The 22,694-nt window shown below is 65.0% G+C and carries 26 protein-coding genes; 7 read left to right on the top strand and 19 right to left on the bottom strand.

What is annotated here, in order from left to right; genetic code table 11:
• Positions 1-9: 9 nt before the first annotated feature.
• From ACEN8I_RS02065 to ACEN8I_RS02050, 4 genes are all read right to left on the bottom strand, one after another.
• Positions 10-1,173 carry an AI-2E family transporter gene (locus ACEN8I_RS02065; RefSeq protein ID WP_413325772.1) on the bottom strand — a complete coding sequence of 388 codons (1,164 nt, stop codon included), beginning with the start codon at positions 1,171-1,173 and terminating at the stop codon, positions 10-12.
• 17 nt (positions 1,174-1,190) lie between these two features.
• On the bottom strand, positions 1,191-1,913 hold the full coding sequence (locus tag ACEN8I_RS02060; RefSeq protein WP_413325770.1) for an FkbM family methyltransferase: 723 nt from the start codon (positions 1,911-1,913) through the stop codon (positions 1,191-1,193).
• A 74-nt stretch (positions 1,914-1,987) separates the two neighbouring features.
• Positions 1,988-2,725 (bottom strand): LytR/AlgR family response regulator transcription factor, encoded by a 738-nt coding sequence (locus ACEN8I_RS02055; protein ID WP_413325768.1) that lies wholly within the window; start codon positions 2,723-2,725, stop codon positions 1,988-1,990.
• The gene (locus tag ACEN8I_RS02050) at positions 2,722-3,786 is read right to left on the bottom strand and encodes a sensor histidine kinase (protein ID WP_413325765.1); all 1,065 of its coding nucleotides are present in this window, start codon (positions 3,784-3,786) and stop codon (positions 2,722-2,724) included. Before ACEN8I_RS02050 ends, ACEN8I_RS02055 begins: the two co-directional genes overlap by 4 nt.
• Before the next feature lie 250 nt (positions 3,787-4,036).
• Here ACEN8I_RS02050 and argH point away from each other — a divergent pair, with 250 nt between their 5' ends.
• The 4 genes from argH to ACEN8I_RS02030 all read left to right on the top strand — a co-directional run bounded on the left by argH (position 4,037) and on the right by ACEN8I_RS02030 (position 9,262).
• Positions 4,037-5,446: an argininosuccinate lyase gene (gene argH / locus ACEN8I_RS02045; protein ID WP_413325763.1), complete on the top strand. Its 1,410-nt coding sequence runs from the start codon at positions 4,037-4,039 to the stop codon at positions 5,444-5,446.
• Positions 5,447-5,522: 76 nt separating this feature from the next.
• A complete protein-coding gene (locus ACEN8I_RS02040) occupies positions 5,523-6,182 on the top strand; it encodes a response regulator (RefSeq protein ID WP_413325761.1) in 660 nt (219 codons plus the stop codon).
• On the top strand, positions 6,179-7,579 hold the full coding sequence (locus tag ACEN8I_RS02035) for an ATP-binding protein (protein ID WP_413325759.1): 1,401 nt from the start codon (positions 6,179-6,181) through the stop codon (positions 7,577-7,579). The genes ACEN8I_RS02040 and ACEN8I_RS02035 overlap by 4 nt, the downstream gene beginning before the upstream one ends.
• Before the next feature lie 168 nt (positions 7,580-7,747).
• Positions 7,748-9,262: a DegQ family serine endoprotease gene (locus ACEN8I_RS02030; RefSeq protein WP_413325757.1), complete on the top strand. Its 1,515-nt coding sequence runs from the start codon at positions 7,748-7,750 to the stop codon at positions 9,260-9,262.
• Between the two features lie 43 nt (positions 9,263-9,305).
• Here ACEN8I_RS02030 and ACEN8I_RS02025 read toward each other — a convergent pair whose 3' ends face one another.
• The 3 genes from ACEN8I_RS02025 to ACEN8I_RS02015 form a co-directional block, all read right to left on the bottom strand.
• Positions 9,306-9,929 (bottom strand): class I SAM-dependent methyltransferase, encoded by a 624-nt coding sequence (locus ACEN8I_RS02025; protein WP_413325755.1) that lies wholly within the window; start codon positions 9,927-9,929, stop codon positions 9,306-9,308.
• A 46-nt stretch (positions 9,930-9,975) separates the two neighbouring features.
• Complete coding sequence (locus ACEN8I_RS02020) at positions 9,976-10,395, bottom strand: hypothetical protein (RefSeq protein WP_413325753.1); 420 nt, start codon at positions 10,393-10,395, stop codon at positions 9,976-9,978.
• A gap of 129 nt (positions 10,396-10,524) precedes the next feature.
• Positions 10,525-10,989: a hypothetical protein gene (locus ACEN8I_RS02015; RefSeq protein ID WP_413325751.1), complete on the bottom strand. Its 465-nt coding sequence runs from the start codon at positions 10,987-10,989 to the stop codon at positions 10,525-10,527.
• Between ACEN8I_RS02015 and ACEN8I_RS02010 the strand changes: the two genes are divergently transcribed.
• The gene (locus tag ACEN8I_RS02010) at positions 10,983-11,168 is read left to right on the top strand and encodes a hypothetical protein (protein WP_413325749.1); all 186 of its coding nucleotides are present in this window, start codon (positions 10,983-10,985) and stop codon (positions 11,166-11,168) included. The genes ACEN8I_RS02015 and ACEN8I_RS02010 overlap by 7 nt on opposite strands.
• 910 nt (positions 11,169-12,078) lie before the next feature.
• On the opposite strand, the gene ACEN8I_RS02005 is transcribed toward ACEN8I_RS02010, so the two are convergent.
• From ACEN8I_RS02005 to ACEN8I_RS01990, 4 genes are all read right to left on the bottom strand, one after another.
• Complete coding sequence (locus tag ACEN8I_RS02005) at positions 12,079-12,321, bottom strand: ClpX C4-type zinc finger protein (protein ID WP_413325747.1); 243 nt, start codon at positions 12,319-12,321, stop codon at positions 12,079-12,081.
• 128 nt (positions 12,322-12,449) lie between these two features.
• Complete coding sequence (locus tag ACEN8I_RS02000) at positions 12,450-12,761, bottom strand: DUF5076 domain-containing protein (RefSeq protein ID WP_413325745.1); 312 nt, start codon at positions 12,759-12,761, stop codon at positions 12,450-12,452.
• A 33-nt stretch (positions 12,762-12,794) separates the two neighbouring features.
• The gene (locus ACEN8I_RS01995) at positions 12,795-13,073 is read right to left on the bottom strand and encodes a hypothetical protein (protein ID WP_413325743.1); all 279 of its coding nucleotides are present in this window, start codon (positions 13,071-13,073) and stop codon (positions 12,795-12,797) included.
• A gap of 60 nt (positions 13,074-13,133) precedes the next feature.
• Positions 13,134-13,769, bottom strand: a complete 636-nt coding sequence (locus tag ACEN8I_RS01990) for an SGNH/GDSL hydrolase family protein (protein ID WP_413325741.1) — start codon at positions 13,767-13,769, stop codon at positions 13,134-13,136.
• A 239-nt stretch (positions 13,770-14,008) separates the two neighbouring features.
• Between ACEN8I_RS01990 and ACEN8I_RS01985 the strand changes: the two genes are divergently transcribed.
• Positions 14,009-14,869 carry a YhjD/YihY/BrkB family envelope integrity protein gene (locus ACEN8I_RS01985; RefSeq protein ID WP_413325739.1) on the top strand — a complete coding sequence of 287 codons (861 nt, stop codon included), beginning with the start codon at positions 14,009-14,011 and terminating at the stop codon, positions 14,867-14,869.
• On the opposite strand, the gene ACEN8I_RS01980 is transcribed toward ACEN8I_RS01985, so the two are convergent.
• The 7 genes from ACEN8I_RS01980 to ACEN8I_RS01950 form a co-directional block, all read right to left on the bottom strand.
• Positions 14,808-15,716: a hypothetical protein gene (locus tag ACEN8I_RS01980; RefSeq protein ID WP_413325737.1), complete on the bottom strand. Its 909-nt coding sequence runs from the start codon at positions 15,714-15,716 to the stop codon at positions 14,808-14,810. The two genes, ACEN8I_RS01985 and ACEN8I_RS01980, sit on opposite strands and share 62 nt — an antisense overlap.
• Positions 15,717-15,737: 21 nt before the next feature.
• Entirely contained in the window at positions 15,738-16,526 is a 789-nt protein-coding gene (locus tag ACEN8I_RS01975; protein WP_413325735.1) for a DUF899 domain-containing protein, read from the bottom strand.
• A 150-nt stretch (positions 16,527-16,676) separates the two neighbouring features.
• Complete coding sequence (locus ACEN8I_RS01970; protein ID WP_413325733.1) at positions 16,677-17,345, bottom strand: hypothetical protein; 669 nt, start codon at positions 17,343-17,345, stop codon at positions 16,677-16,679.
• Between the two features lie 44 nt (positions 17,346-17,389).
• On the bottom strand, positions 17,390-18,610 hold the full coding sequence (locus ACEN8I_RS01965) for a helix-turn-helix domain-containing protein (RefSeq protein WP_413325731.1): 1,221 nt from the start codon (positions 18,608-18,610) through the stop codon (positions 17,390-17,392).
• A gap of 56 nt (positions 18,611-18,666) precedes the next feature.
• Positions 18,667-19,383, bottom strand: a complete 717-nt coding sequence (locus ACEN8I_RS01960; protein WP_413325729.1) for an SIR2 family NAD-dependent protein deacylase — start codon at positions 19,381-19,383, stop codon at positions 18,667-18,669.
• A 55-nt stretch (positions 19,384-19,438) separates the two neighbouring features.
• Positions 19,439-19,927, bottom strand: coding sequence for a YfbM family protein (locus ACEN8I_RS01955; protein ID WP_413325727.1), 489 nt, complete (start codon positions 19,925-19,927; stop codon positions 19,439-19,441).
• Between the two features lie 81 nt (positions 19,928-20,008).
• Entirely contained in the window at positions 20,009-20,920 is a 912-nt protein-coding gene (locus tag ACEN8I_RS01950; RefSeq protein WP_413325725.1) for an AraC family transcriptional regulator, read from the bottom strand.
• Positions 20,921-21,023: 103 nt separating this feature from the next.
• On the opposite strand from ACEN8I_RS01950, the gene ACEN8I_RS01945 reads away from it, so the two are divergent.
• Entirely contained in the window at positions 21,024-21,761 is a 738-nt protein-coding gene (locus ACEN8I_RS01945) for an SDR family oxidoreductase (protein ID WP_413325723.1), read from the top strand.
• Between the two features lie 24 nt (positions 21,762-21,785).
• On the opposite strand, the gene ACEN8I_RS01940 is transcribed toward ACEN8I_RS01945, so the two are convergent.
• Entirely contained in the window at positions 21,786-22,514 is a 729-nt protein-coding gene (locus ACEN8I_RS01940; protein WP_413325721.1) for a hypothetical protein, read from the bottom strand.
• Between the last annotated feature and the right edge of the window lie 180 nt (positions 22,515-22,694).

Below are 22,694 nucleotides of genomic sequence, written 5' to 3'. Positions count from 1 at the left end.
TTTATTCGGTCAAGACCCTAAAAATTCACCGATGGGTTTCAGGTCATCCACCCGGTCGCAAATCGCCTTGACAATCATCAGGATGGGAATGCCCAGCAGCAGGCCCCACACACCCCACAGCCAGCCCCAGGCCAGCAGCCCGACAAAGACCGCCACCGGATTCATGCGGCTGGCGCGGCTGGTCAGCCAGGGCGTGAGCAAATTGCCGACCAGGGTATGGATGAGCAGCGAGGCACCGCCCACGGCCAGCGCCATGTTGAGCGAACCGAACTGCAAAAACCCGACCAGCGCCGAGCCGGCCGCCGTGACCAGCGAACCGACATAGGGCACCATGTTCAGCACGGCCGCCGCGACACCCCAGACGGCGGCGTTGTCCAGGCCCAGGGCCAGCAGGGCCAGCCAGGTCAAAAGGCCCACCAGCGCGCTGGTCAGCAACTGCACCTGCAGGTAGCGCTGGATCTGGCCGGTGATTTCATTGAGCGCCTGCAGCGTGATCTTCTTGCTGCTCAGGCTGTCGCCCGCCAGCTTGAGCAGCTTGCGCCTGAAGGTGTCGCCCGAAATCATCAGGAAGTAAGTGAGGAAGACCACCACCGTGGCCTGGCCTATCAGTGCGATCAGCCCGACGGTACCCGACCACAGGTAGTGCCTGATGTCAAAGCGCGCGGGCTCGACCACCACACGCATGGCGCCGCGCGTGCTGCCGGGTGCCGAGCTCTCCTGCGCGGCCTGCTCTATTTGCGATGCGGCTTTCTGCACGGTTTCCAGCGCACTGTCGGATCGGCCGCTGCGCGCCTTCACGGCCTGGCGGAACTTCTGCGCCGCCGCCGGCAGCGCCTCCACCAGCTGCGTGGCCTCGTCGCCGAGCGACCAGGCGCCGCCGCCTATGGTGCCCAGAATCGCCAGCAGCAGCACGGCCGCGCTCAGCCAGCGCGGCACCCGCCTGGCTTCAAGCCAATTGACCACCGGCGAAAAAGCGTAGCTGAACAGCACGCCCAGCATCACCGGGATAAAAACGGCCTTGGCCCAGTGCAGCACGAACAGCAATGCCAGGCCGGCCAACACCACCAGCGACATGTTGCGGATGTCGACCGGCATGTGAAGAAGCACGCGCTGCGTTTCAGCGGCCAGCGCCGCATCGGCCGGCGGCGGCGAGTCGGCTTCTTCTTGTGTCATGTGTCCCCCGTGTCCGTTCAAGTCGCCTGGCGCGAATAGCGAAACTTCCGCGATGGAAGCCCCAGGTAGTACTTACGCAGATATTCAAACCGGGCCGCCCAGGAAAACGTGTAGGACGCTTTCGCCGGAACGTACCAGCTGTTGAGGCCGGTTCGCAGCAGCAGCTGGTAGCCGTTGCGCCGCATCAGCGCATGTTTGTGATGGTGGGTGACATGGTCTTCGATCAGCACCAGCCGGGGTTGCCAGTGCGCGAAGTCGAAGCCCGAAAGGGCAACCAGCTCATGCCCCTCGATGTCGATGGACAGCAAATCAAAACCCACGGGCGCGCCGTGCTCGCGCAGCATGGTGTCCAGGGTTTCGCAGCGCACCGCCACGGTGGAGCGCACCACCGCGCCCAGCGCGATGGGCCGCTCTTCCAGCGTCGAATGTGGGCCCGCGCGGTTCAGCTGCAGCAGTTTGCCGGCGTTTTCCGGGCTGGAGCAGGCCATTTCGATCACCGTGCCCTTGCGGCTTTGGCGCAGCAGCGCGCAGCAATCCGGATCGGGCTCGACCAGCAGGCCCGTCCAGCCCAGCGCCTCCAGGTGCTGGGACTGGGAGTCCAGCACCGGGTCGTTGGCGCCCACATCCACATAAAAGCCGGGTTTGCCGGCAAAAAAATCGCGCACCATCTGCTGCTCGACGGCGGGCTGGTTGCTGAAGCGGTGGATGTGGCGCTGGGTGAAATCGGCGTATGGGGGCATGTGGATTGGGAAAACAGGAAACGGGGAACGGGAGAAATGAGGCGGTGGATGCCGGGGGGCGATTACAGGGCGCGTCAGGTCGTGATGGCCTCGCGCACCGCGCTGAGCTGGCGGCGCGAGACCGCCAGCAGCTCGTCGATGCCGTTGAGCCGCACCGCCCAGCCCTCGCCCTCCTCGGGGTCGAAATGTTTTTCGAGCGCGCGCACCGCATGGCGCGCGATCAGCGCGTTGCGGTGTATGCGCATGAACCGCGCCGCGTGGCGCTCCTCCAGCTCGCTGAGCGAGCCGTCCAGGATGTAGCTGCGGCTGGCCGTGCGCACGGTGACGTACTTGAGCTCGGCCTTGAAATAAATCACCTCAGCCAGCGGCACGCGCTCGGTGCGTCCCCGGTCCTGGATGATGAGCATTTCCTCGACGGGCGGCTGGCCGGGGCGCGCGGCCTGCGCCAGGCGCTCCACCTTCTGCAGCGCCTGCTGCAGGCGTTCCAGGCGCACCGGTTTGGTCAGGTAGTCGATGGCCTCCAGCTCGAAGGCCTGCACCGCATGCTCGGAATGGGCCGTGACAAACACCACGGCGGGCCTGCGCGCCAGCGTGGCAATCATCTGGGCCAGCGCGATGCCGTCGGCGCCCGGCATGCGGATGTCCAGCAGCACCGCGTCAAAGGCTTCGCGCTGCAGGGCCCCCATGGCCTCCGCGGCATCGGCCGCCTCCGCGCCCACGACCGCGCCCGGCGCCGTGCAATCGCCCAGCAGCGTCCGCAGGCGCGACCGGGCCAGCGCTTCGTCGTCCACCACCAGTACCTTGAGTTTCATGCGGGAATCTCCATGCGTACCTGAAACATGCCGTCCTTGAACACGGTCCTGAATTTCGCCTCGACATCATGCAGCAAGGCCAGCCGCTCCCGCACATTGGCCAGCGCCAGGCCGTGGCCGCGCTCGCCGACGCCCGCCGGGGTCGAGTTGGTGACCTTGATCACCACCGTGCCGCCGCGCTTGAGCGTGGAAATCCTGAGCTGCGCGCCGGTGGCGCTGGGCTCCACGCCGTGCTTGACGGCATTCTCCACCAGCGGCTGCAGCAGCAGCGGCGGCAGCTTGGCCTGGTCCGCCTCGGCGTCCAGGCTCCACTGCACCTGCAGGCGCTCGCCGAAGCGCACCTGCTCTATGGCCAGGTAGCGCTGGGCCAGCGCGATTTCCTGGCCCAGGGTGACCGATTCCGCCGGGTCGGCCAGCGCGTGGCGGAACAGCTCGCTCAAGTCCTCCAGCACCGCTTCTGCCTTGGCCGGCTCGGCGCGCACCAGCGCGATGGCGCTATTGAGGGTGTTGAACAGGAAGTGCGGGCGTATGCGTGACTGCAGCTCGGCCAGGCGCGCCGCCGTGGCCGCCGGCGTGCGCGCCTTGGCGCGCCAGTACAGGCCTGCCAGCAGCATGGCCGACAGCAGCGTGCCCGCCGCCGCGCTGGCCCACCAGGGCGCCGGGTTCAGGACTCCCATCAGGGCCAGCGCGCCGCAGCCATAGAGGCCGGCGGCGGTGCCCAGCAGTGCGCCGGCCAGCCACTGAAGCGGCAACCGCAGCCTGCCCAGGCGGTCCTTGAGGGCACAGGCGGCGATCAGCCAGGCCAGCGTGGCCGGCAGGACGCCGCCGGTCAGCAAGGCAAAGCGCAGCAGCCACCCCGTGAAATGGTCGGCGACGAACATGGCGGCCACGGCCGCCACAGCCTCGACGAACAGCACAGCCCGCAGCACCACGCCGACCTGGCAGGCGTCAAACATGCTGCCGCGCGCGCCGCCGCGGCGCACCGGTTCCTCATAGCCGGAGCTCACGCTGCCCAGCAAGGTCGATTCCCCAAAGGTCTGCGGATCAGGCGAAGGCTTCATGGCGTGCATACGTGGATGTCGAGGATTAGAACCTGTTTGCGGCCTAAACGGGGCCGCAAACAGGTTCTTAGGCACATGGATAAAATCACCGTGATGCCGAGTATTGCACCGGTCGCGCCCCCGCGGCGGCGGCCTGGAAGACAATTAAGGCCGTCGCCGGCCCGTGGCTGCCCAGAATAGCGCATCCGGCGCCCTGAATCCACGGCCCGCCGCGGCCGGCACCCTGACCGCCATCCAAAGAAAGCCCGACGTGAACCAATTCGACAAAAAGTCCCAAGCCTGGTCTGCCCTCTTTTCCGAGCCCATGAGCGACCTGGTCAAGCGCTACACGTCCAGCGTGTTCTTCGACAAGCGCCTGTGGCAGGCCGACATCGCCGGCTCGCTGGCCCACGCCGAGATGCTGGCCGCCCAGAAAATCATCCCCGCGGCCGACTATGCCGACATCCAGAAGGGCATGGCGCAGATCACCAGCGAGATCGAATCGGGCGCTTTTGAGTGGAAGCTGGACCTGGAAGACGTGCACTTCAACATCGAGGCGCGCCTGACCCAGCTGGTCGGCGACGCCGGCAAGCGCCTGCACACCGGCCGCAGCCGCAACGACCAGGTCGCCACCGACGTGCGCTTGTGGCTGCGCGGCGAAATCGACCTGATAGGCGGGCTGCTCACCGACCTGCAAAAAGCCCTGGTCGACATCGCCGAGAAAAACGCCGAGGTCATACTGCCCGGCTTCACCCACCTGCAGGTGGCCCAGCCCGTGAGCTTCGGCCACCACATGCTGGCCTACGTCGAGATGTTCAGCCGCGACGCCGAGCGCATGCGCGAGATCAGGAAACGCGTGAACCGCCTGCCGCTGGGCGCCGCCGCGCTGGCCGGCACCAGCTACCCGCTGGACCGCGAACGCGCCGCCAAAACCCTGGGCATGGTCGACGAGGACGGCAAGCCCCAGGTGTGCCAGAACAGCCTGGACGCGGTCAGCGACCGCGACTTCGCCATCGAGTTCACGGCGGCTGCCTCGCTGTCCATGGTGCACATCAGCCGCATGAGCGAGGAACTGATCTTGTGGATGAGCCAGAACTTCGGCTTTATCCACATCCCCGACCGCTTCACCACCGGCTCGTCCATCATGCCGCAGAAGAAAAACCCCGACGTGCCCGAACTCGCGCGCGGCAAGACCGGCCGCGTGGTCGGCCACCTGATGGGCCTGATTACCCTCATGAAGGGCCAGCCCCTGGCCTACAACAAGGACAACCAGGAAGACAAGGAGCCGCTGTTCGACACCGTCGACACGCTGAAAGACACGCTGCGCATCTTCGCCGAAATGGTGGCCGGCATCACCGTCAAGCCCGAGGCCATGGAGCAGGCCGCGCTGCGCGGCTATGCCACCGCCACCGACCTGGCCGACTACCTGGTGAAAAAAGGCATTCCCTTCCGCGACGCCCACGAAACCGTGGCCCATGCCGTGAAGGCCGCCACCACCCATGCGGTGGACCTGTCCGAGCTGCCGCTGGCCGTGCTGCAGGAATTCAACCCAAAAATTGAAAAAGACGTCTACGATTGCCTGAGCCTGCGCGGCTCGCTCAACGCCCGCAACATCCTGGGCGGCACGGCCCCAGCCCAGGTCAAGGCGCAGATCGCGCGCCACCGCGCGCGGCTGGCCTAAGCTGAACGGCAGCCGGCCAGCCTAAGTTCCGGCTAAGGTGTGCTTTGTAGACTGAAACGCTGCGAAGGACACAACAATGCGCCTATTACTGGTCGAAGACGACGCCATGATCGGCGAAACCGTTTTGCAGGTGCTGCGCGCCGAGCATTACGCGGTCGACTGGGTGCGCGACGGCCGCATGGCCGATGAAGTCCTGCGCAGCGAACATTACGACCTGGTGCTGCTGGACCTGGGCCTGCCCCAGCGCGACGGTCTGGAGGTGCTGCGCGCCCTGCGCGCACGCCGCGACACCACGCCGGTGCTGGTGGCCACCGCGCGCGACGCGGTCGGCGACCGCATCGCCGGGCTGGACGCCGGCGCCGACGACTACGTCGTCAAACCCTATGACACCGACGAAATGCTGGCGCGCATACGCGCACTGCTGCGCCGCAGCGCCGGCCGCGCCGAGCCGGCCTTCGAGCACAAGGGCGTGAGCCTGAACCCGGCCACGCGCGAAGCCAGCCTCAACGGCCAGCCCGTGACCCTGTCGGCACGCGAATGGGCAGTGCTGGAACCCCTGCTGGCCCGACCCGGCGTGGTGCTCTCTCGCGCCCAGCTCGAGGAAAAACTCTTCAGCTGGAAGGACGACGTCAGCAGCAATGCCGTCGAGGTCTATATCCACGGCGTGCGCAAAAAGCTGGGCAACGACGTGATTCAAACCGTGCGCGGGCTTGGTTACCTGGTGCCTAAACAATGAGGAAGCCCGTCACTCATTCCCTGAGGAAAAGATTGCTCTGGTTTGTGCTGGCCGCGATCTTCCTCGCCGCCCTGCTGCAGGCGGCCACCGCCTACCGCGGCGCGCTGCAGCAGGCCGATTCGATGTTCGACGAGCACCTGCGGCAGATGGCGCGCTCGCTGCGCAGCGGCGTGCCCTTTAACCTGCCGCTGGACGAGGCCGACGTCGACGACCGCTTCGAGGTCTATGTGCAGATCTGGGGCCAGGACGGCACGCAGATCTTTCGCTCCACGCGCTCGGCCCTGCCGCCGCGCGCGGTGCTGGGGTTTTCCGACGTGGAGGCCCACGGCAACCGCTACCGCGTCTACACCCTGCAGACCGCGCTGCAGACCGTGCAGATCGCCCAGGACCTGGATGCGCGTTCGGCCCGCGCGCGCGCGCTGGCGGTGCGTGCCGTTCTGCCTTTTGTGTTCCTGACGCCGCTGCTGATGCTGGCCGTCTGGTGGGTCATCAGCCGCTCGCTGGCGCCCATAGAACGCGCCCGGCGCCAGGTGGCCGGCCGGCGCGCCGACGATCTGTCGCCGCTGGCCGCCGAAGGCCTGCCCGACGAGGTGCGCCCGCTGGTCGACGAACTCAACCTGCTGTTCGGCCGCGTGCGCGGCGCTTTCGAGGTGCAAAAACATTTTGTGGCCGACGCGGCGCACGAGCTGCGCTCGCCGCTGACCGCGCTCAAGCTGCAGGCCCAGGCCCTGCGCCGCAATGGCGGCACGCCCGCCGAACACGAGGCCGGCATCGCCCGGCTCAACCAGGGCATAGACCGGGCGATACGCCTGGTCGAGCAGTTGCTGGTGCTGGCCCGCGAGGAAGCCGGCGAAACTGTCGGGACAGCCGGCGCGGCCCAGGCCGCAGCCCCCACGCCCGTGGACCTGCAGGAAGTCATCAAGCTCGCCGTGGCCGATGTGCTGCCGCACGCCCTGCACAAGCAGATAGACCTGGGCATGGTGGCGGGCACCTCCTTGCCGCAGCCGCCGCAGGTCACGGGCCAGGCCGAGGCCCTGCGCGTGCTGCTGCGCAACCTGCTGGACAACGCCGTCAAATACACACCGGCCGGCGGCCGGGTCGACGTGTCGCTGGCCCCGCAGGATGATGAAACCGTGCTCACGGTGGAAGACAGCGGCCCCGGCATCGCCGACCAGGACCGCGAGCGCGTGTTCGACCGCTTCTTCCGCGCGGCCCAGGAAGGGGACGGCGCCGATGCGGCCCTGCCGGCCGGCAGCGGCCTGGGTCTGGCCATCGTCAAGGCGATTGCCGGGCGGCACGGCGCCACGCTGGAGCTGGGCCGTTCCGAACGCCTGGGCGGGCTCAGGGTGGACGTGCGCTTTCCGGCAGAACCGCCTGTTTCCGGCTCTGCTGCCTAGAGCCCGCCTAAAGCCGCTCACAAAACCCAGCGAAGCGGTCCTGGCAAGGCGGCGCAACAACGCCAGGAGGGTTTTGTGAGCGGCTCCGCTTAAGCCCCGTCTAAGGCTGCGTCTCCATAGTTAGGTCTATCGGCACCAGGGAGTGCCATTAACCCAAGGAAGCACGCCATGTCATCCACTGCATTGAAGAACACCCGGCTTGTCGCCGCATTGCTGGCCGCGGGCGCCATTGGCGGCGCCGGCGTCGGCGCCATCAACATCCTGCATTCCGCCGCCACGGCCGCCACGCCGCCGGCCATCACGGCGCCCGCCGCGGCAAGCGCCACGGCCTCCGTCCCCATGGCCCTGCCCGACTTCTCGCAGATCACTGAACGTTACGGCCCGGCCGTGGTCAACATCAGCGTGACCGGCACCACCAAGGTCCGCAATGAAGTCGCCCAGGGTGACGATGATGAGGATTCGCCTTTCTCCGGCGACCCCTTCTTCGAGTTCTTCAAGCGCTTCCAGCAGGGCCAGGGCCGCCAGGGCGGGCGCAGCGCACCCCAGCAGGAAATGCCCACACGCGGCCAGGGCTCGGGCTTCATCGTCAGCGCCGACGGCATCATCCTGACCAACGCCCACGTCGTGCGCGATGCGAAAGAAGTCACCGTCAAGCTCACCGACCGCCGCGAATACCGCGCCAAGGTGCTGGGCGCCGACCCCAAGACCGATGTCGCCGTGCTGCGCATAGACGCCAAAAACCTGCCCGTGGTCACCCTGGGCAAGGTCAGCGAGCTCAAGGTCGGTGAGTGGGTGCTGGCCATAGGCTCGCCCTTCGGCTTTGAGAACACCGTCACCGCCGGCGTCGTGAGCGCCAAGGGCCGCTCGCTGCCCGACGACAGCGCCGTGCCCTTTATCCAGACCGACGTGGCCGTCAACCCCGGCAACTCCGGCGGGCCGCTGTTCAACACGCGCGGCGAGGTGGTGGGCATCAACTCGCAGATCTACACCCGCAGCGGCGGCTACCAGGGCGTGTCCTTCGCGATTCCCATCGACGTCGCGGCCAAGATCAAGAACCAGCTCGTGGCCACCGGCAAGGTCGAGCATGCGCGCCTGGGCGTGGCCGTGCAGGAGGTCAACCAGACTTTCGCCGACTCCTTCAAGCTCGACAAGCCCGAAGGCGCGCTGGTCTCCAGCGTTGAAAAAGGCGGCCCCGCCGACAAGGCCGGCCTGCAAAGCGGCGACGTGATCCGCCGCGTCAACGGCCAGCCCATCGTCTCCTCCGGCGACCTGCCCGCCCTCATCAGCCTGGCTGCGCCCGGCGACAGCATCAAGCTCGACGTCTGGCGCCAGGGATCGGCCAAGGAGATCAGCGCCAAACTCGGCAGCGCCGACGACAAAACCGGCCAGGTCGTGGCCAAGAAGGACAGCCCCAACCACGGCAAGCTGGGCCTGGCACTGCGTCCGCTGCAGCCTGATGAAAAGAAGGAAGCCGGTGTCGACAACGGCCTGGTCGTCGAACAGGCTAGCGGCCCCTCGGCCCTGGCCGGCGTGCAGCCCGGCGACGTGCTGCTGTCCATCAACGGCGTGCCCGTGAAAAACATAGACCAGGTACGCGCCACCGTGGCCAAGTCCGAAAAATCCGTGGCCCTGCTGATACAGCGCGGCGACAGCAAGATTTTTGTGCCGGTCAACCTGGGTTAAGCAAACCCTGAAGCGCGCGGCCCCTGGTATGACGCCGGGGCCGCTAGCTTTCCTGCCTGAAGCCGAGCCGGGTCCATGTGACGTCGGCGGCGACATTTCCCGGCTGCAATGACCCGGTTTGTGTGTTCAGCACAGCCTTGAGTCCATGCTGCCGCGCAAGCTCCATCGTCTCCTCACCCGACACCTCAAACATGCGCCGCCCGGCCGGGACGGGCCCGTGCCTGAGCGACAGCAGGATCAGCCCGCCAGGCGCCAGCAGCGACACCAGCCTGGGCATGCCGGCGCGGCGTTCCGCTTCGTCAAGGTGCATCCACACGGCGCTCAGCATGATGACGTCAAAGCGCTGCCCGCGCGACAGCACGCCATCCAGCCCCGGCAAGACATCGTCCAGCCATTCGATCAAAGGCGAGGGGTGAAGGCGCATAGCCGCCGTCCGAAACTCCGCAGTCGGCTCCACGGCCACAACGCTATGCCCCTGCTCCGCAAACCAGGCCGCGTCGACGCCGGTCCCCGCCCCTATGTCCAGGATGCGGCTTGGGGCCTTGGGCAAAAGATGCAGCTCGGCCTCGTGGCGTTTGACAAAGGGAATGGCTTCGTACTGGGGGATTAGCACCTCGGCTTGCTCGGCATAGCCTTGGGTGCTTGGGGGATTGGGTTTGTCTTGCATGGAAGTAGGAGAACTCTTGTCACGAGATGAAGCTCAGCCAGGGGTGCTAGCTCCCAGCAGTTTCATCCTGGATTTCCTGGAAGACTTGCCTCGCAACTGCTTCGAACTTGGGCCACTCCTCCAGCAGCCATTTCTTTCCCTCTAAAGTCAGTTCAACTTCGGGGTCGGGCTTGCCGGCTAAGGCAAGTCCCTGAGTGACTACCGCACCCGGGTCCTCCAGCCCGCCATAAACCATGGCTCGAATTGGCTCCTCGATGAGAAGCTTGGTCAAATGAGGACGCATCGCACAAGCAGGAGAGATGATGGCAAACGCGGCCTCGACAAAGCTCCAGCAGTTCGCCGACCAAAACGTGCTCCGGATCATCTGGACTACCTGCTCGTCCGTAATTGCTCCAGGCGTTTCCCGCAGCTTGGCGTAGAACAGTGACAGCTCACGCAGCTTTGAAGATTCAGACCAGCGCAACATAAATTTGGGGGTTGACGTTGAAACACATCCCGCAAAACGGCGGAACGGAATACAGGCTACCAGATAGGATTTCGCCGTTCCTGTTCTTGCCCCCTTCCCTGCCAAGGGCCAACCAGAAAATCCCAATAGCTAGTCACGGACTTCATATGTCCCGACCAAGGCATAGAGCTTCCCTAAAGCCTCAGGCAACTCAGGCTCGCTCTCCAGAACATCTATCCTGTGCCTCACGAGATGGAACTCGGCCTCGGTCCTGATTTTTCCCCGAGCCACAACCTTCCCGAGACGCGCAGCTTCAAGCAGCAGAAATTCGGGATACTCCGCCGCCACCGCATCGTGCAGCGCCTTTGAAACAGCCCCACGCCACTGGCTATCCACCTCGCCAATCAGGTCGAGCATGTCCCTCAATCCCTGCTCCAGGCCGGAGACGACCTGCGAACTTGTGGGCTTGGCACCCTGTGGACGGGCCTCGGCAACAAAGGTTGGAACCCCGGTGGCGACCAGCGCGAGTTCCCAGGCCTTTTCATCCGGGATGGCGGAAATGGCCTGGGCGAAGCGCGCATAAACGGCCAGGAGTTTTTCTGATTTTGATGCCAAGTATTTCCTTGCACGGCTTCGCCGTTTTAGTAGAAGTTAAACAGGCCCAAAAAGATCGGAAAACAGAGCGTCATCAAGGTCAGCAGCAGCGCCGCAGCGCAAACCGCACCATGGCGATCCTTGCATCTTTCAGTATTGAGCAGAACAGCCTGGACAAGCGGCATCTGAAACATGAATAAACAAGCACCTACGAGCGACAGAAACAAGAAGCCCGGGGCCCCCGCGGCCAAGAACGGCAAAAGCGACCAGGGCGATTGCGAGAAAAGGCCCCCGCCAACCAGTAAAGCCTGCGAGTAGCTATGGGCGCAGCCTGTGACGCTTGTGTATCTTTATCGCTATCTCGCGTTTCCATGGATTCCTGTCTGACTCACGTATTTGAGCCCACTTACGAATGGGCGCGCGCTTGAAGTGGGGCGACAAGTGGGGCGCCGTTCACCGGAGCAAGAAAGGCCTCCCGAGAAGCACTGCTTGTTGCGACAGGGTTGAACCGCAACTCCTCGGCGTTGAATCTACTGCTATAGAGTCGCCGAAGAAGCATGTCCTCGGCGCCGAACCAGGCAGTCACCCTTCCTCCCCGAGGATGCAAGCCAGACACGCACACACATTGAACGCCCTGCATAACACGGCTCTGGCGAAAGCGAATGCGCTTGAGATCCATAAGCGTGAACCCACCAACCTCTTCAAACAGCAGGGCCCCAATCGTGTGAGCCGTACCGCTGGAAATTCCGGTGGCGCCTGCGATTGCCAATTCGAAGGACTCGGGATGGTCAAGCTCCGGCTCACCTGAGTAGTACTTTGAGAAAAAGTAAGGTGCGGCTCCGTCGCTCCCTACGACGCACCTGGAGACCAGGTGCTTTCGCCGCGGACTGGGGTGCGGACTTTCAAAGGCAAAACGAAAAAGATTCGGGCGCTGGAACTGCGTTTCAAAACGGCAGATTCGCGGAAATCGGCGCCCGAGCGACCTGGAAATTCCGGTATCACCATAACCCTGCAGGGATCGGTATCGCGCGTACACGGCCTCTACATAGGATCGGGCATTAACGTAAAGCGGCATATTCTGAGTTTAAGGTTTGACGCAGGCGGCAGCGCTCAGTCTCCTCTTCCCTGGAGCTTGCGAAAGGCCGCATAGGCACACGCCTCACAGATATAAACGCCGATGCCTTCGACCAGCATCCCCGCCTCGGCCTCACTTCTGGCGCAGAAACCGCAACGCATCTGCGCCGGAAGGGACTGCAAGGGAGCTTCGCCACGCATGGCACGCAGCATGTTCTCCATCGCGAGAAGTTCCCGGCGTGCGTTCGCGATATCCTGGTTGGCGCGTTCTTTGTCCATTTTGGGCCTATCGCTGGAAATACCTGGGCCCAAAGCTATGCAGGCCAGACATCACCGCAGAACGTCCATTGACATTTGCATTGATTGAGCAGCTGGCATTCATATAGAGGAGCATTGGAGTGATGCTTTCAATTCGCGCCGGCATGAAAACCCCCTTGCGCATCCGTTGTTGGCTCGCCCAGTTCATCCAGAAAGGAGCGAACGATTGAATCAACAACAGCCACAGCATTGGCTCCTGTTTGCTCCTTCAGTGCAGCTCCAATATGGCGGGCGACATCAGCAAGAAGTTTTCCCCAGGCGGCGGGTTCGTCGATCCCTGTCTCGCGCCACATGCCAACGTTCAGCGTGCAATGCAGGCCATTCTCTGCGATCCAGGCGCTGAGCATCTGGATCGATTCTTCATCGCGCTGCGCAGCTGGGGGGATAACTAGTACACGCATAATTTTGAGGGCTCACGCCGTAGGAGTGATGTCTTATACGTCATGCTGCCTCCGCACATAGAAGCTGTCCTTGAAAACAGCGGGATCCACCGAATAAGTGCCGCCCAGTTCGCTGGGCTTCAAATGCGGGTGCTGGGCATACAGGGTTTCGGCGATCCCATGCAGTGCGCCCATGACTTCGGCGGCCTGCAAGCGGTACGCGGTGAACTCCTCGGGCGTGCCCTTCTCTTTCATGAACCGCACGCTGTCATTCATTCTGGCGTTCAGTTGCAACATCAGGAGGCTGAGAGCTTCCGCATCGGCGCTATTCATTGATCTCCTTTGTACTTTGGCTTAAGCAAACGCGATGGCCAGGCTCGTTTAAAGAAATGGTCAGCCAGCAAGCACATAAGCTCCACGCAGGGAATGGGCTGGCTCCATGACGGCGCGGACAATCGCCTGCGCAATCTTTTCCCCGCCGGAGGCAGATGGTTCAATGGGGTTCGCGTAGTCGTCCGCAGACGTGCAAACGAGCCGGAGATCTATGACTTTGAGACGATTTTCTATGGCAACCCTAATGATCACGTCATTGAACACTGTTAACGCCACTGCGACCCGTTGCTGGTAGTTCGCGTCCGGAAAATTGCCGTGGTAGACGGTGCAAACGACGAGCGGAAGATGGAAGCCAAGGCAGGCAGTCACAGCCTGTCGATACGTCAGCTCAAACTCGCGAACGACTTCGGACAGCAGGAGCAGCGCCTCACCGCTCGACGAAACGGGCGTTTCCAGGACATCGGCGCGAAGCAAGGCATTGTTGCCCCCAACGCTGAGCAAAAGGTGCGTGGCGTCCGGTGCAAGCGCCTTCAGTTGGGAATGGATATCGTCGGTAGTCGAACCATCCACCGCACTCAAGGAAGCACACCAGCCCTCAGGAAGCTGTCGCTGGACATGCGTGATGACAGCCGGGCCGCCGGCGGTGTAAGCACCGTTATCGAGAATGGAGTCGCCGAGCAGGACCAGATGGTTCATTGCATGTTGCCTGAGGTTTGAGATAGCCGGCATGGCCTGGCCTGCGTGCGCCTGTCCGGTGGAGTGAGATTTGCACTATAGCTGCCAAACAAAAAATCCCGTGTGTACGGGGGCCACATTTTTGTCCAGCACCACACCCAACCCAGCTTTGTCGCGCAGACGCCGCGTTTACACGCGCAAACCCCGGTATTTCCCGGCGTACCGACGGAAACCCCCACAGCCCCCGCTATATTCCCCGCATGGCAACGACGAGCACAAGCAGCAGCAGAAACCAGGGCGGCCTGATCAGCCGGCTGCTGCGGCGTGGCCGGGAGGAGCGCTTGCCCCAGGCGGCGGGCGGGCTGACCTTCACCATGGTGATGTCCATGGTGCCGCTGCTGGCGCTGAGTTTTGCGCTGTTCGCGCGCATACCGGCCCTGCATGCGGCCGGGGATGCGATACGTGAGCACTTGCTGCGCGGCTTGCTGCCGGACGGCATCGCGCGTACGGTGCTCAAGCACCTGGCGCAGTTCGCGGGCAATACCGGCGGGCTGACGCAGGTGGGTTTTGCGCTGCTGCTGGTATCGGCGCTGGCACTGCTCATGAGTGTGGAGACGACGCTGAACCGCATATGGCAGGTCAAAAAACCGCGCCCGCTGCTGCGCCGGCTGGGCCTGTACCTCGGCATGCTGCTGACCGGCCCGGTGCTCATAGGCGCCAGCCTGTGGGCCGCGTCTTATCTGGCGACGGCCTCCAGCGGGCTGCCGGTGGCGCGGCCCGGCTGGCTGCCGCATGCGCTGAACATCGGGCCCATGGTGCTGAGCGCCGCGGGCTTTGCCTGTTTGTTCCGTTTTGTGCCGCACACCGTGGTGCGCTGGCGCGATGCGATCGCGGGGGGCATGCTGGCCGGCATCGCGTTTGAGCTCGGCAAGCAGGGCTTCGCGATCTACCTGGCCAATGTGCCGACCTACCGCACGATTTACGGCGCCTTCGCGCCGCTGCTGGCCTTCTTGCTGTGGGTGTACTACTCGTGGCTGGTCACGCTGGCCGCGGCGCTGTTCAGCGCCAGCCTGCCGCGCGGTGGCTCGCAGCCTGCGCGGCGGCTTTCGCGGGCTTATTGAGATTTTCATAAATCAGGACAGACACATGACTACCGTTCGCCCTGAGCTTGTCGAAGGGCTTCGACAAGCTCAGCCCGAACGGCGGGGTGTCATAAGTTACGGACACATCAATAGAACCCGGCAAAGCATTACCATCAAGCCCATGAAAACAACTTACATCCTCGGCGCCATCCTGGCCTGCAGCGTGATCGGAACTTTGGTCGGTGGCCGCGGCGTCAAGACCGGCATGCTGGTGTTGACGGCCCTGCTGTCGCTTTACGGCCTGTTTCGCCTGCTCGGCTAAATCCCTGAGGCGGCCCAGCCAAGGGACGCCGGCCTCCACGCCCCGACACACCCCGCTGGCCACCAGGCCGGTCACAACCAGCATGGCCGAGGTATGAACCACCAAGGCCGCGAACGCCAGTGCCAGCGGGCCCAAGCCGTCCATCCCGGCCAGCGATGCCTCCCCCGCGCACAGCGGAACCAGCGCAGGCACCAGCATCAGGCCCGCGCCCTGCGCGCCGGCCATCATGAAAGACCACAGCGCCAGGCCGACATGGCCCGCGGGCGCGCGTGCCGCCCTGGGCGCGCGGCCCCACAGGTGAAGCACGGCGCAGCCGGCCAGCAGGCCGCCCGCGAAGACTTGCAGCGCGAAGCGGTCCATGGCCACGCCCCACACCACGGCGCCCGCCACCAACGCAATCGAGGCGACATGCCCCACAGCGACAGGCAACAGCGCGCGCAAGGCCTGCGCACGGTTGCCTGAGCGCAAGCCCCAGGCGGCGGCGCAAGCCCAGCCGTTGGCGGGGTTCAGCCCATGCAGGGCGCCTACGCCCGCCACCGCCAGCCAGAGCCAAAGGCTTGCCATGGTCGCGTTACTCCCGTCCGCTCAGGCTTTCGTGCTGCAGCACGCATCGACTTCGGGCGCGGGCGTGAACACAGCCTGCGATTCGTAGCGGTCATGGTGGCGCACCCAGTCCATCTTGTAGAAGCCGTCGGTCTCATCACGGCCCTTGGGCGTGAGGTCCAGCATGTTGTAGGTGCCCATCATTACTTCCACGCCGCGGCCGTAGGTCGAATAGGTGTGAAAGACCCGGCCCTCGCCGTCCTTGTAAAACAGGCTGATGCCGGGCGCCTCTTCGGCCGGAAACTCCACCATGCCGTAGTTGTAGTTGACGGTGCCGTCGACGCGGTCCTGCGGCCTGAAGCTCACATGGAAGTCGTAGTTGAAGTCGCTGCCGTTGGACGACACCCAGGCGAACTGCCAGCCCATGCGCCGGCGAAAGCGCTCAATCTCGGGCAGGGTCGCGCGCGAGACGGCCACAAACGTCACGTCACGATGTTCCAGGTGCACCTGCATGCCGGCCGTGTGGTCGGCCATGTAGGAGCAGCTCGGGCAGCCCTGCTCCCAGCCCGGGCCGAACATAAAGTGCTGCACCATCAGCTGGCGCCGGCCTTCAAACAGCTCGGCCAGCGAGCGTTTGCCTTGAGGCGTGTCGAAGACATAGTTCTTCTCGATCTGGACCCAGGGCAGCGCGCGGCGCTCGCGGGCGACCTGGTCGCGCAGGCGCGTCAGTTCTTTCTCCTGCGCGAGCAGGGTTTTGCGCTCGGCCAGCCATTGGTCTCTGGGCACAATGGCGTGGTTCGCGGTGCTGGTTTGTGTGTTGGGTGTGTTCATGGTGCTCTCCTTGGCTCGATGAGCCGTTCGCGTGGGTCAATGCGCTGCCCGACCCGTGCTGGTTCCGGGTGCGCTCGTTGTGGCCTGAAGGCCGGGGAAACTCTCAGCGCAAGGGCTCTGCCTGCCTTGCGCGCTGCGTTCTATACGGCTTTACGCAGCCTTGGGCCGCCGCACGGCGCGGACCTTGCCGCTCTTGCCGCCGCCCGCGTAAAACAGGTCGGCGCCGTCGGACTCCAGCCCGCTGACGCCCACGCCCTGCGGCATTTCAAGCCGCGTGATCACGGCGCCGCTCTGGGGGTCTATGCGGCGTATCTCGCTATCGTCGCCCTCCCAGGTGCCGTGCCAGAGTTCGCCGTCCACCCAGGTCACGCCGGTGACAAAGCGGTTCGATTCAATCGTGCGCTGGATGGCACCCGTCTTGGGGTCTATCTGGTGGATTTTGCGATCGCGGTACTGGCCCACCCACAGGCTGCCTTCGGCCCAGGTCAGGCCCGAGTCGCCGCCGCCGCCGGGCGCGGGGATGGTGGCCAGCACCTTGCCGCTGGCCGGGTCTATCTTGGCGATGCGCGACTCTGCGATCTGGTACAGGTACTTGCCGTCAAAGGCAGTGCCGGCGTCGCCCGCGCAGTCCAGCGTGCGTATCTGCTCACCGCTGGTCGGGTCAAACGCAATCAGCTGGCTGCCCGCGGCGGCCCAGACGCGCTGGCCGTCATGGGTCACGCCGGCGATGTCGTTGATGCCGGGGAAGCCGTATTCGCGCACGATCTCGGCGGGTCGCGCCTTGGGCTCGGGTGTCTTGCTGAGGGTCTTGCTTGTCATCGTGCTTCCTTGTCGCGCCGTTCATCGACGCCATGGAGACAACTCTATCCAATCGGCAGCGCAGCGGGGAGTAACAAGATCGTCGTGAATCCGGCCAGCGGCGGCGCCAGCCAGCGCTGGGCCCGCGCCCGGCCTATGGAGCGCACCCGCCCCTCGCCTTCCAGCTCGGCCAGGGCGCGCTGCACCGTGCGCTGGCTGGCCCCCAGCGCCAGCGCCAGGGCCGAGGTGGACCAGGCCGCGCCGTCGGACAGCAGCGCCAGCAGCGAGGCCTGCTCGCCGTCCAGCGGCGGCGCCAGCACGGCCACGTCGCGTCCGCCCAGCGGCTTCAGGATAAAACCCCTCTCGGTCGCTTCAATCGCCGCGAGCGGCTTGACCAATGCGCGCAACCGGCCTATCTCGACCCGCAGGCGCGCCCTGTGTGTCTCGTCAGGGTGCCTAGTGCGAAACACCTGCGCAATCAAGGCCTCGCGCTCCACATCACCGGGCCAGGCCTGGGCCAGCGCGCGGGCCAGGGCAAACAGCACGGGCCGGCGCGCCAGCGGCCGCCACTGCCCGCCGGCGCCAACCCCATGCCGGCAGGCATCGACCACCAGCGCGTCGGACGCCAGCAGCGCCGACACCTCGTCCAGGCGCAGCACCTGCTCGCCGACGGGTGTGAGCCGCCGGGCGGCCGGCCTGTCGAGCGCGGCCCGCGCCTCCGCCACCTCGGCCTGCAAGGCAGGCACCTGCGCGCGCTCGGCCGCCGCCTGTGCGCGCGCCAGTGCCAGGCGCGCCTCACCGACCTGCAGCGAGCGCAGCGCCAGCTCGGCCGCGGTCAATTCGGCCACCGCCCTCAGCGAGGGCCGCAGGCCGCGCGCATCAAGCCGCGCCAGCGCAGCCCTGGCCTCCTCGAGCCGGCCCAGCAGCAAAAAACGGCGCGCCGTGACCAGCCAGGCCTGCAGCGCATTGGCATGGTCGGCGTGGGCGTCCAGCGTGGCGGAGGCCGCCGCCAGCGCGCGCGGCGAGCCCGTGAAGTCGCGCATGGCCAGCGCCACCTCGGCCTCGGCCACCACACAGCGGGCACGCGACAAGGCCTCATGCGCGCCGAAGCCGCGCGCCGCGCGCCGCAGCAGCTCGCGCGCACGCGGGTGCTCACCGAGCTGGGCCATGGCAATGCCGCGCAAGGCCAGCGCCGGCGGGTCGTCGCGCAGCGCCACCCGTTTAAGCGCGCCCAGCGCATCACCGGCGGCCAGCGCGCGCGAAGAGGCGGTGATCAGGGAATCCATGGGCGTAGGCTACACCGTATGGCAAGGCGGCACCGCGCTTGCGGCTTTGCACTGCTTCAGCCTGCAGGCTGGGCCGCTTCCTTGAGCCAGGTGGTGGCAAGGGCAGGGACGATCTCGGTCGCCTTGCCCCGCATGAAAGTAAATCCGTAGGGCGGTTTGTTGACCTCGAATGCGACAAGCACTTTTTTCGCCCTGCCCCGCGCCGCTTTCACCAACGAAGCGGCGGGATAGACCGAAAGTGAGGTACCCACCACCAGCACCCTGGCGGCGGTGGCGACGTGCATGCGCGCTTCCTCGAAAAACCGCATCTCCTCTCCGAACCAGACGATATCGGGCCGCAGCTGGGTGCCGTCTTCGCAAAGCTGCCCCATGGAAATCGGGTTTCCATCAATCCGGTAGCGTTTGGGCGTTTCGGAGGTACCCCGCGCATAGGCCAGTTCGCCGTGCACATGGATGACCTTGCTGGAGCCGGCCCGCTCATGCAGCTCATCGACGTTTTGGGTGATGACCACCACCTCATAAGCCGCTTCCAGCGAAGCGATTGCCGTGTGCGCCGCATTGGGCCTGGCCTGCCAGGCCAGCAGCCTGCGCTCGTTGTAGAAGGCCAGCACCGATTCGGGACGCAGCTTCCAGCCTTCAGGGCTTGCCACTTCCTGCCACGAGAAAGTTCTCCACAGGCCGCCCGAGTCCCGGAAGGTCGGCAGGCCGCTCTCCGCACTGACCCCGGAGCCGGACAGGACGACAATTTTGTTGGGCTGGACTTCGGGTTTCATGGCTTGCGTGGTTGGGTTTTCGGCCTGGAACGACCCGCGGCCGCAAGGGCCAGCGTCACGATATGTATAGCAGCATTGCGGCACCCTGCTTCGCGGCTTCTGCAAAGTATTCGCGCAGCGCCTCGTAGTTTTGCCTGATGTACCTTCGTTCCGTCTCATCGCCCACCCAGGCCTCAGGGTAGATTTCGGCGTCCCTTACCTTTTGCCTGTCGAAACCACGCCACAAATCATCGGCCGAGACCTGCGCCAGTGCCAATGACGAATCGCGAACTTCGGAAGCGACCAGGTACCGGAACGGCCCATAACCGGCGTCGGTTTCCGCCAATTCCGTGCCGCCCAGAATGACGTTGCCCAGTGGCGGCTCCCCACCCCACGTCTCGCCGTTCAGCAGGAAGTGAACCAGATGCCACGATTTATCCAGGTCCAGCGCGCGCGGAAGCTGATCGTCCTCCGGGTAAGCGAGGGCTATCGCCTTCTCCGGATCTTCGATGACGGCAGCCAATTGGGCTTCTGACAACATCAGGCAGTTTCCGGTCATTGACATGGTGCTTCCTTGTACTCTTTCAGCCGGTGGTTTTCTAGCATGCCCGAATCTATCAGGCTTGCATTTTCACGCGACGCCGTCCTAAGACAGGACAGTCTCTTGCCGTCGCGCATAGCGACCCGGCGCCTGTCCCACATGGCGGCTGAACGCGGTGCTGAAGGTGCTGGCCGAGCTGTAGCCCACGCGCTCGGCCACCTCGGCCAGCGCGACGTCCCCGCGGCTGAGCAGGTCTTTCGCGATGGCCATGCGCCAGGCCAGCAGGTACTCCATGGGCGGCAGGCCCACGGCGCGCGAGAAGCGCTCAAAGAAAGCCGACCGCGACAGCGCCGCCTTCTTCGCGAGCTCCACCACTGTCCATGCGCGCGCGGGCTCGCCGTGCATGTGCCGCATCGCGGCGGCCAGCCGGGTGTCGGCCAGGGCGCGCAGCAGCCCCGGCGGTGCGCCGTCGGTGGGCGCGCCACGCAGCGCTTCGATGAGCAGCACTTCGATGAGCCGCCCGAGCACCAGCTCACGGCCGGGCCGCTGCGCCGTGGACTCCTCCCTCACAAGCTGCACCAGCAGAGGCAACCGCCCTATGCCGCGCACATGCAGCACGGCCGGCAGCAGCGAGACCATCAGGGCCGCATCGGGTGAATCAAAAGCGAAATAGCCGCCCAACATGCGCACGTCGGGCGGGCCTTCAGGATGGCCATGGCGAATTTCACCCTCGGGTGCGGGTCCTGCCTTGGGATCCATCCACACGGGAGCCGCCGGCGCCACCGCGGACATCGTGAACCCGGGAGTGGCCGGCATCAGCAAAAAATCGCCGGCCACCAGCGTGATGGGCTGCTGCCCGTCCACGGCCAGGACGCATTCGCCCTCCAGCATGGTGCAGAAGCTCGGCTGGCCGAATTCCGCATAGCGCACGGCCCAGGCACCAGCGCCGCTGATCACCTTGGAATACACGGCGCGCGGCCTGAGCAGCGCGATGACTTCGGCGAGAGGGTCGACCATATCCGGACTTTTGCGAATTAATTACGGACTCTGAATTGTAGTAAGTCCTGTCTCTGGGCGATATCGTTACGCCACCTCAAACCCACACCCAAGGAAACACAGCATGAAAACCATTCTGATCACCGGTTGCTCCTCCGGCTACGGCCTGGAAACCGCGCGCCACTTCCACGCCCAGGGCTGGAGAGTCATTGCCACCATGCGGACGCCGCGAACGGAGGTGCTGCCGCCTTCGGAACACTTGCGCGTGCTGCCGCTGGACGTGACCCGGCCCGCGAGCATCGCCGCGGCGATCGAGGCCGCCGGGCCCATCGACGTTCTCGTGAACAACGCCGGCCTGGGCCTCTTCGGTGCCTTTGAGGCGACGCCCATGGCCACGGTGCGCGAGATCTTCGAAACCAACACTTTCGGCATGATGGCCATGGCCCAGGCCGTGTTGCCGCAGTTCCGCGCCCGCCAGGCCGGCCTGGTGGTCAACGTGACATCCACCGTGACGCTGGCGCCTATGCCGCTGGTGGCAGCCTATACCGCGAGCAAGACGGCGATCACCGGTTTTACCGAATCGCTCGCATTGGAGCTGGCGCCCTTCAATATCGGCGTGAAGCTGGTCGAGCCGGGTTACGGGCCGGGCACGCGCTTCACCGCGAACGGGGCCGAACGCATGCAGGGCCTGATTCCCGAGGCTTATGCGCCATTCGCGCAAAGCATTTTTGCCTCGCTGGGAACGATGACGGCCGTGACCACCGCGGCGGACGTGGCCCAAGCGGTGTGGCGTGCCGTGAACGATGCGGACGGCACGCTGCACTACCCGGCGGGTGCCGATGCGGTCGCGCTTGCGCGGTAGCCCTGTAATAAATCTGCGTAAATCCTAGCCGCAGCCGCTTCCCGCCTGGGTCTTGCTGCGATCCACGACCACCACACCCTTGTCCAGCAAGGGCTTGACCTTTGCCATGAAGAGCGCGAGATCCTGCGGCGTGTCACTCCCCGGCATGGAGACTTCCAGAAGCCGGCCCTGGGGAAGCTGCCACTCCTCCACCTTGAACGCGCCGACGGCAACGCGTTTCATGCGGTTCTTGCAGCCCATGGCCTTCGCACGCATGGCTTCGGGAAAATCAAGCACCTTCTTTGCTTCGCGCTCGCAGGAAATCGAATAGGCCCGGCCGGGCTCCAGCGTCTGCAGCACTGATATGTCGGTCTCTTGCTTGACGCTGGTGTTTTTCCCCAGGGCGCAGGCCGCCTCCGTGTCAAAGCCGCTGCCGAAGGGCTGGGGGCTGCGGTACTTCAGCGTCAGCTCGACCTTGCCGTCGGACCGGGTTCGCCTGCGGCCTATCGCCGGCGGCTCGGTGGCCACCGGCGGCGCCGACACCGTGAAGTACTCCACCTCATATTCCGTGACCTTGCGGCTGCCCTCCAGGCCCATCACCGCCACGGCCTCCTCGGCGGACACCGGCCCGCCGCTGCTCCAGCGCAACGCGAATTCCGCACCGCCGGCCCATGAGAGCATGGGCATCAGCAGCCATGCCAGGTGGGCCCAGGCCTTATAGGTGGACAGGGACTTGAGGGATGAAAGGCCTGGTGAGGGGTTTGTGTTTGGCATTTGGATGCTTCCATTCGATGTCGACAGCTTACATATCCGCTTTGGGCCGCACCGACGACAGCGGTTTTGCCACCGGGTACGCCGCGGTGACCCGCAGTGAATGCCCCGGCAATTTTCCCCTCGCCGTACATACCTTGTTACATATAAATCGGCTACGCTTGCCCTTCCGAAAGAGGAGGA

The sequence above is a fragment of the Polaromonas sp. CT11-55 genome, assembly GCF_047303325.1.
Taxonomy (GTDB): Bacteria; Pseudomonadota; Gammaproteobacteria; order Burkholderiales; family Burkholderiaceae_C; genus Polaromonas.
Note: the sequence above shows the minus strand (reverse complement) of the source record. Positions and strands in the feature narration are given on the sequence as shown.

Coding starts and splice junctions, on each gene's coding strand:
- ACEN8I_RS01965 (WP_413325731.1), bottom strand. CDS start 18,610: ATGGATTCCCTGATCACCGCCTCTTCGCGCGCGCTGGCCGCCGGTGAT.
- ACEN8I_RS01985 (WP_413325739.1), top strand. CDS start 14,009: ATGGCAACGACGAGCACAAGCAGCAGCAGAAACCAGGGCGGCCTGATC.
- ACEN8I_RS02020 (WP_413325753.1), bottom strand. CDS start 10,395: ATGTTGCGCTGGTCTGAATCTTCAAAGCTGCGTGAGCTGTCACTGTTC.
- ACEN8I_RS01970 (WP_413325733.1), bottom strand. CDS start 17,345: ATGACAAGCAAGACCCTCAGCAAGACACCCGAGCCCAAGGCGCGACCC.
- ACEN8I_RS01955 (WP_413325727.1), bottom strand. CDS start 19,927: ATGTCAATGACCGGAAACTGCCTGATGTTGTCAGAAGCCCAATTGGCT.
- ACEN8I_RS02000 (WP_413325745.1), bottom strand. CDS start 12,761: ATGCGTGTACTAGTTATCCCCCCAGCTGCGCAGCGCGATGAAGAATCG.
- ACEN8I_RS02040 (WP_413325761.1), top strand. CDS start 5,523: ATGCGCCTATTACTGGTCGAAGACGACGCCATGATCGGCGAAACCGTT.
- ACEN8I_RS01945 (WP_413325723.1), top strand. CDS start 21,024: ATGAAAACCATTCTGATCACCGGTTGCTCCTCCGGCTACGGCCTGGAA.
- ACEN8I_RS02005 (WP_413325747.1), bottom strand. CDS start 12,321: ATGGACAAAGAACGCGCCAACCAGGATATCGCGAACGCACGCCGGGAA.
- ACEN8I_RS02065 (WP_413325772.1), bottom strand. CDS start 1,173: ATGACACAAGAAGAAGCCGACTCGCCGCCGCCGGCCGATGCGGCGCTG.
- ACEN8I_RS01980 (WP_413325737.1), bottom strand. CDS start 15,716: ATGGCAAGCCTTTGGCTCTGGCTGGCGGTGGCGGGCGTAGGCGCCCTG.
- ACEN8I_RS01940 (WP_413325721.1), bottom strand. CDS start 22,514: ATGCCAAACACAAACCCCTCACCAGGCCTTTCATCCCTCAAGTCCCTG.
- ACEN8I_RS01960 (WP_413325729.1), bottom strand. CDS start 19,383: ATGAAACCCGAAGTCCAGCCCAACAAAATTGTCGTCCTGTCCGGCTCC.
- ACEN8I_RS01990 (WP_413325741.1), bottom strand. CDS start 13,769: ATGAACCATCTGGTCCTGCTCGGCGACTCCATTCTCGATAACGGTGCT.
- ACEN8I_RS02010 (WP_413325749.1), top strand. CDS start 10,983: ATGCCAAGTATTTCCTTGCACGGCTTCGCCGTTTTAGTAGAAGTTAAA.
- ACEN8I_RS01975 (WP_413325735.1), bottom strand. CDS start 16,526: ATGAACACACCCAACACACAAACCAGCACCGCGAACCACGCCATTGTG.
- ACEN8I_RS02035 (WP_413325759.1), top strand. CDS start 6,179: ATGAGGAAGCCCGTCACTCATTCCCTGAGGAAAAGATTGCTCTGGTTT.
- ACEN8I_RS02060 (WP_413325770.1), bottom strand. CDS start 1,913: ATGCCCCCATACGCCGATTTCACCCAGCGCCACATCCACCGCTTCAGC.
- ACEN8I_RS02050 (WP_413325765.1), bottom strand. CDS start 3,786: ATGAAGCCTTCGCCTGATCCGCAGACCTTTGGGGAATCGACCTTGCTG.
- ACEN8I_RS01995 (WP_413325743.1), bottom strand. CDS start 13,073: ATGAATAGCGCCGATGCGGAAGCTCTCAGCCTCCTGATGTTGCAACTG.
- ACEN8I_RS02025 (WP_413325755.1), bottom strand. CDS start 9,929: ATGCAAGACAAACCCAATCCCCCAAGCACCCAAGGCTATGCCGAGCAA.
- ACEN8I_RS02030 (WP_413325757.1), top strand. CDS start 7,748: ATGTCATCCACTGCATTGAAGAACACCCGGCTTGTCGCCGCATTGCTG.
- ACEN8I_RS02055 (WP_413325768.1), bottom strand. CDS start 2,725: ATGAAACTCAAGGTACTGGTGGTGGACGACGAAGCGCTGGCCCGGTCG.
- ACEN8I_RS01950 (WP_413325725.1), bottom strand. CDS start 20,920: ATGGTCGACCCTCTCGCCGAAGTCATCGCGCTGCTCAGGCCGCGCGCC.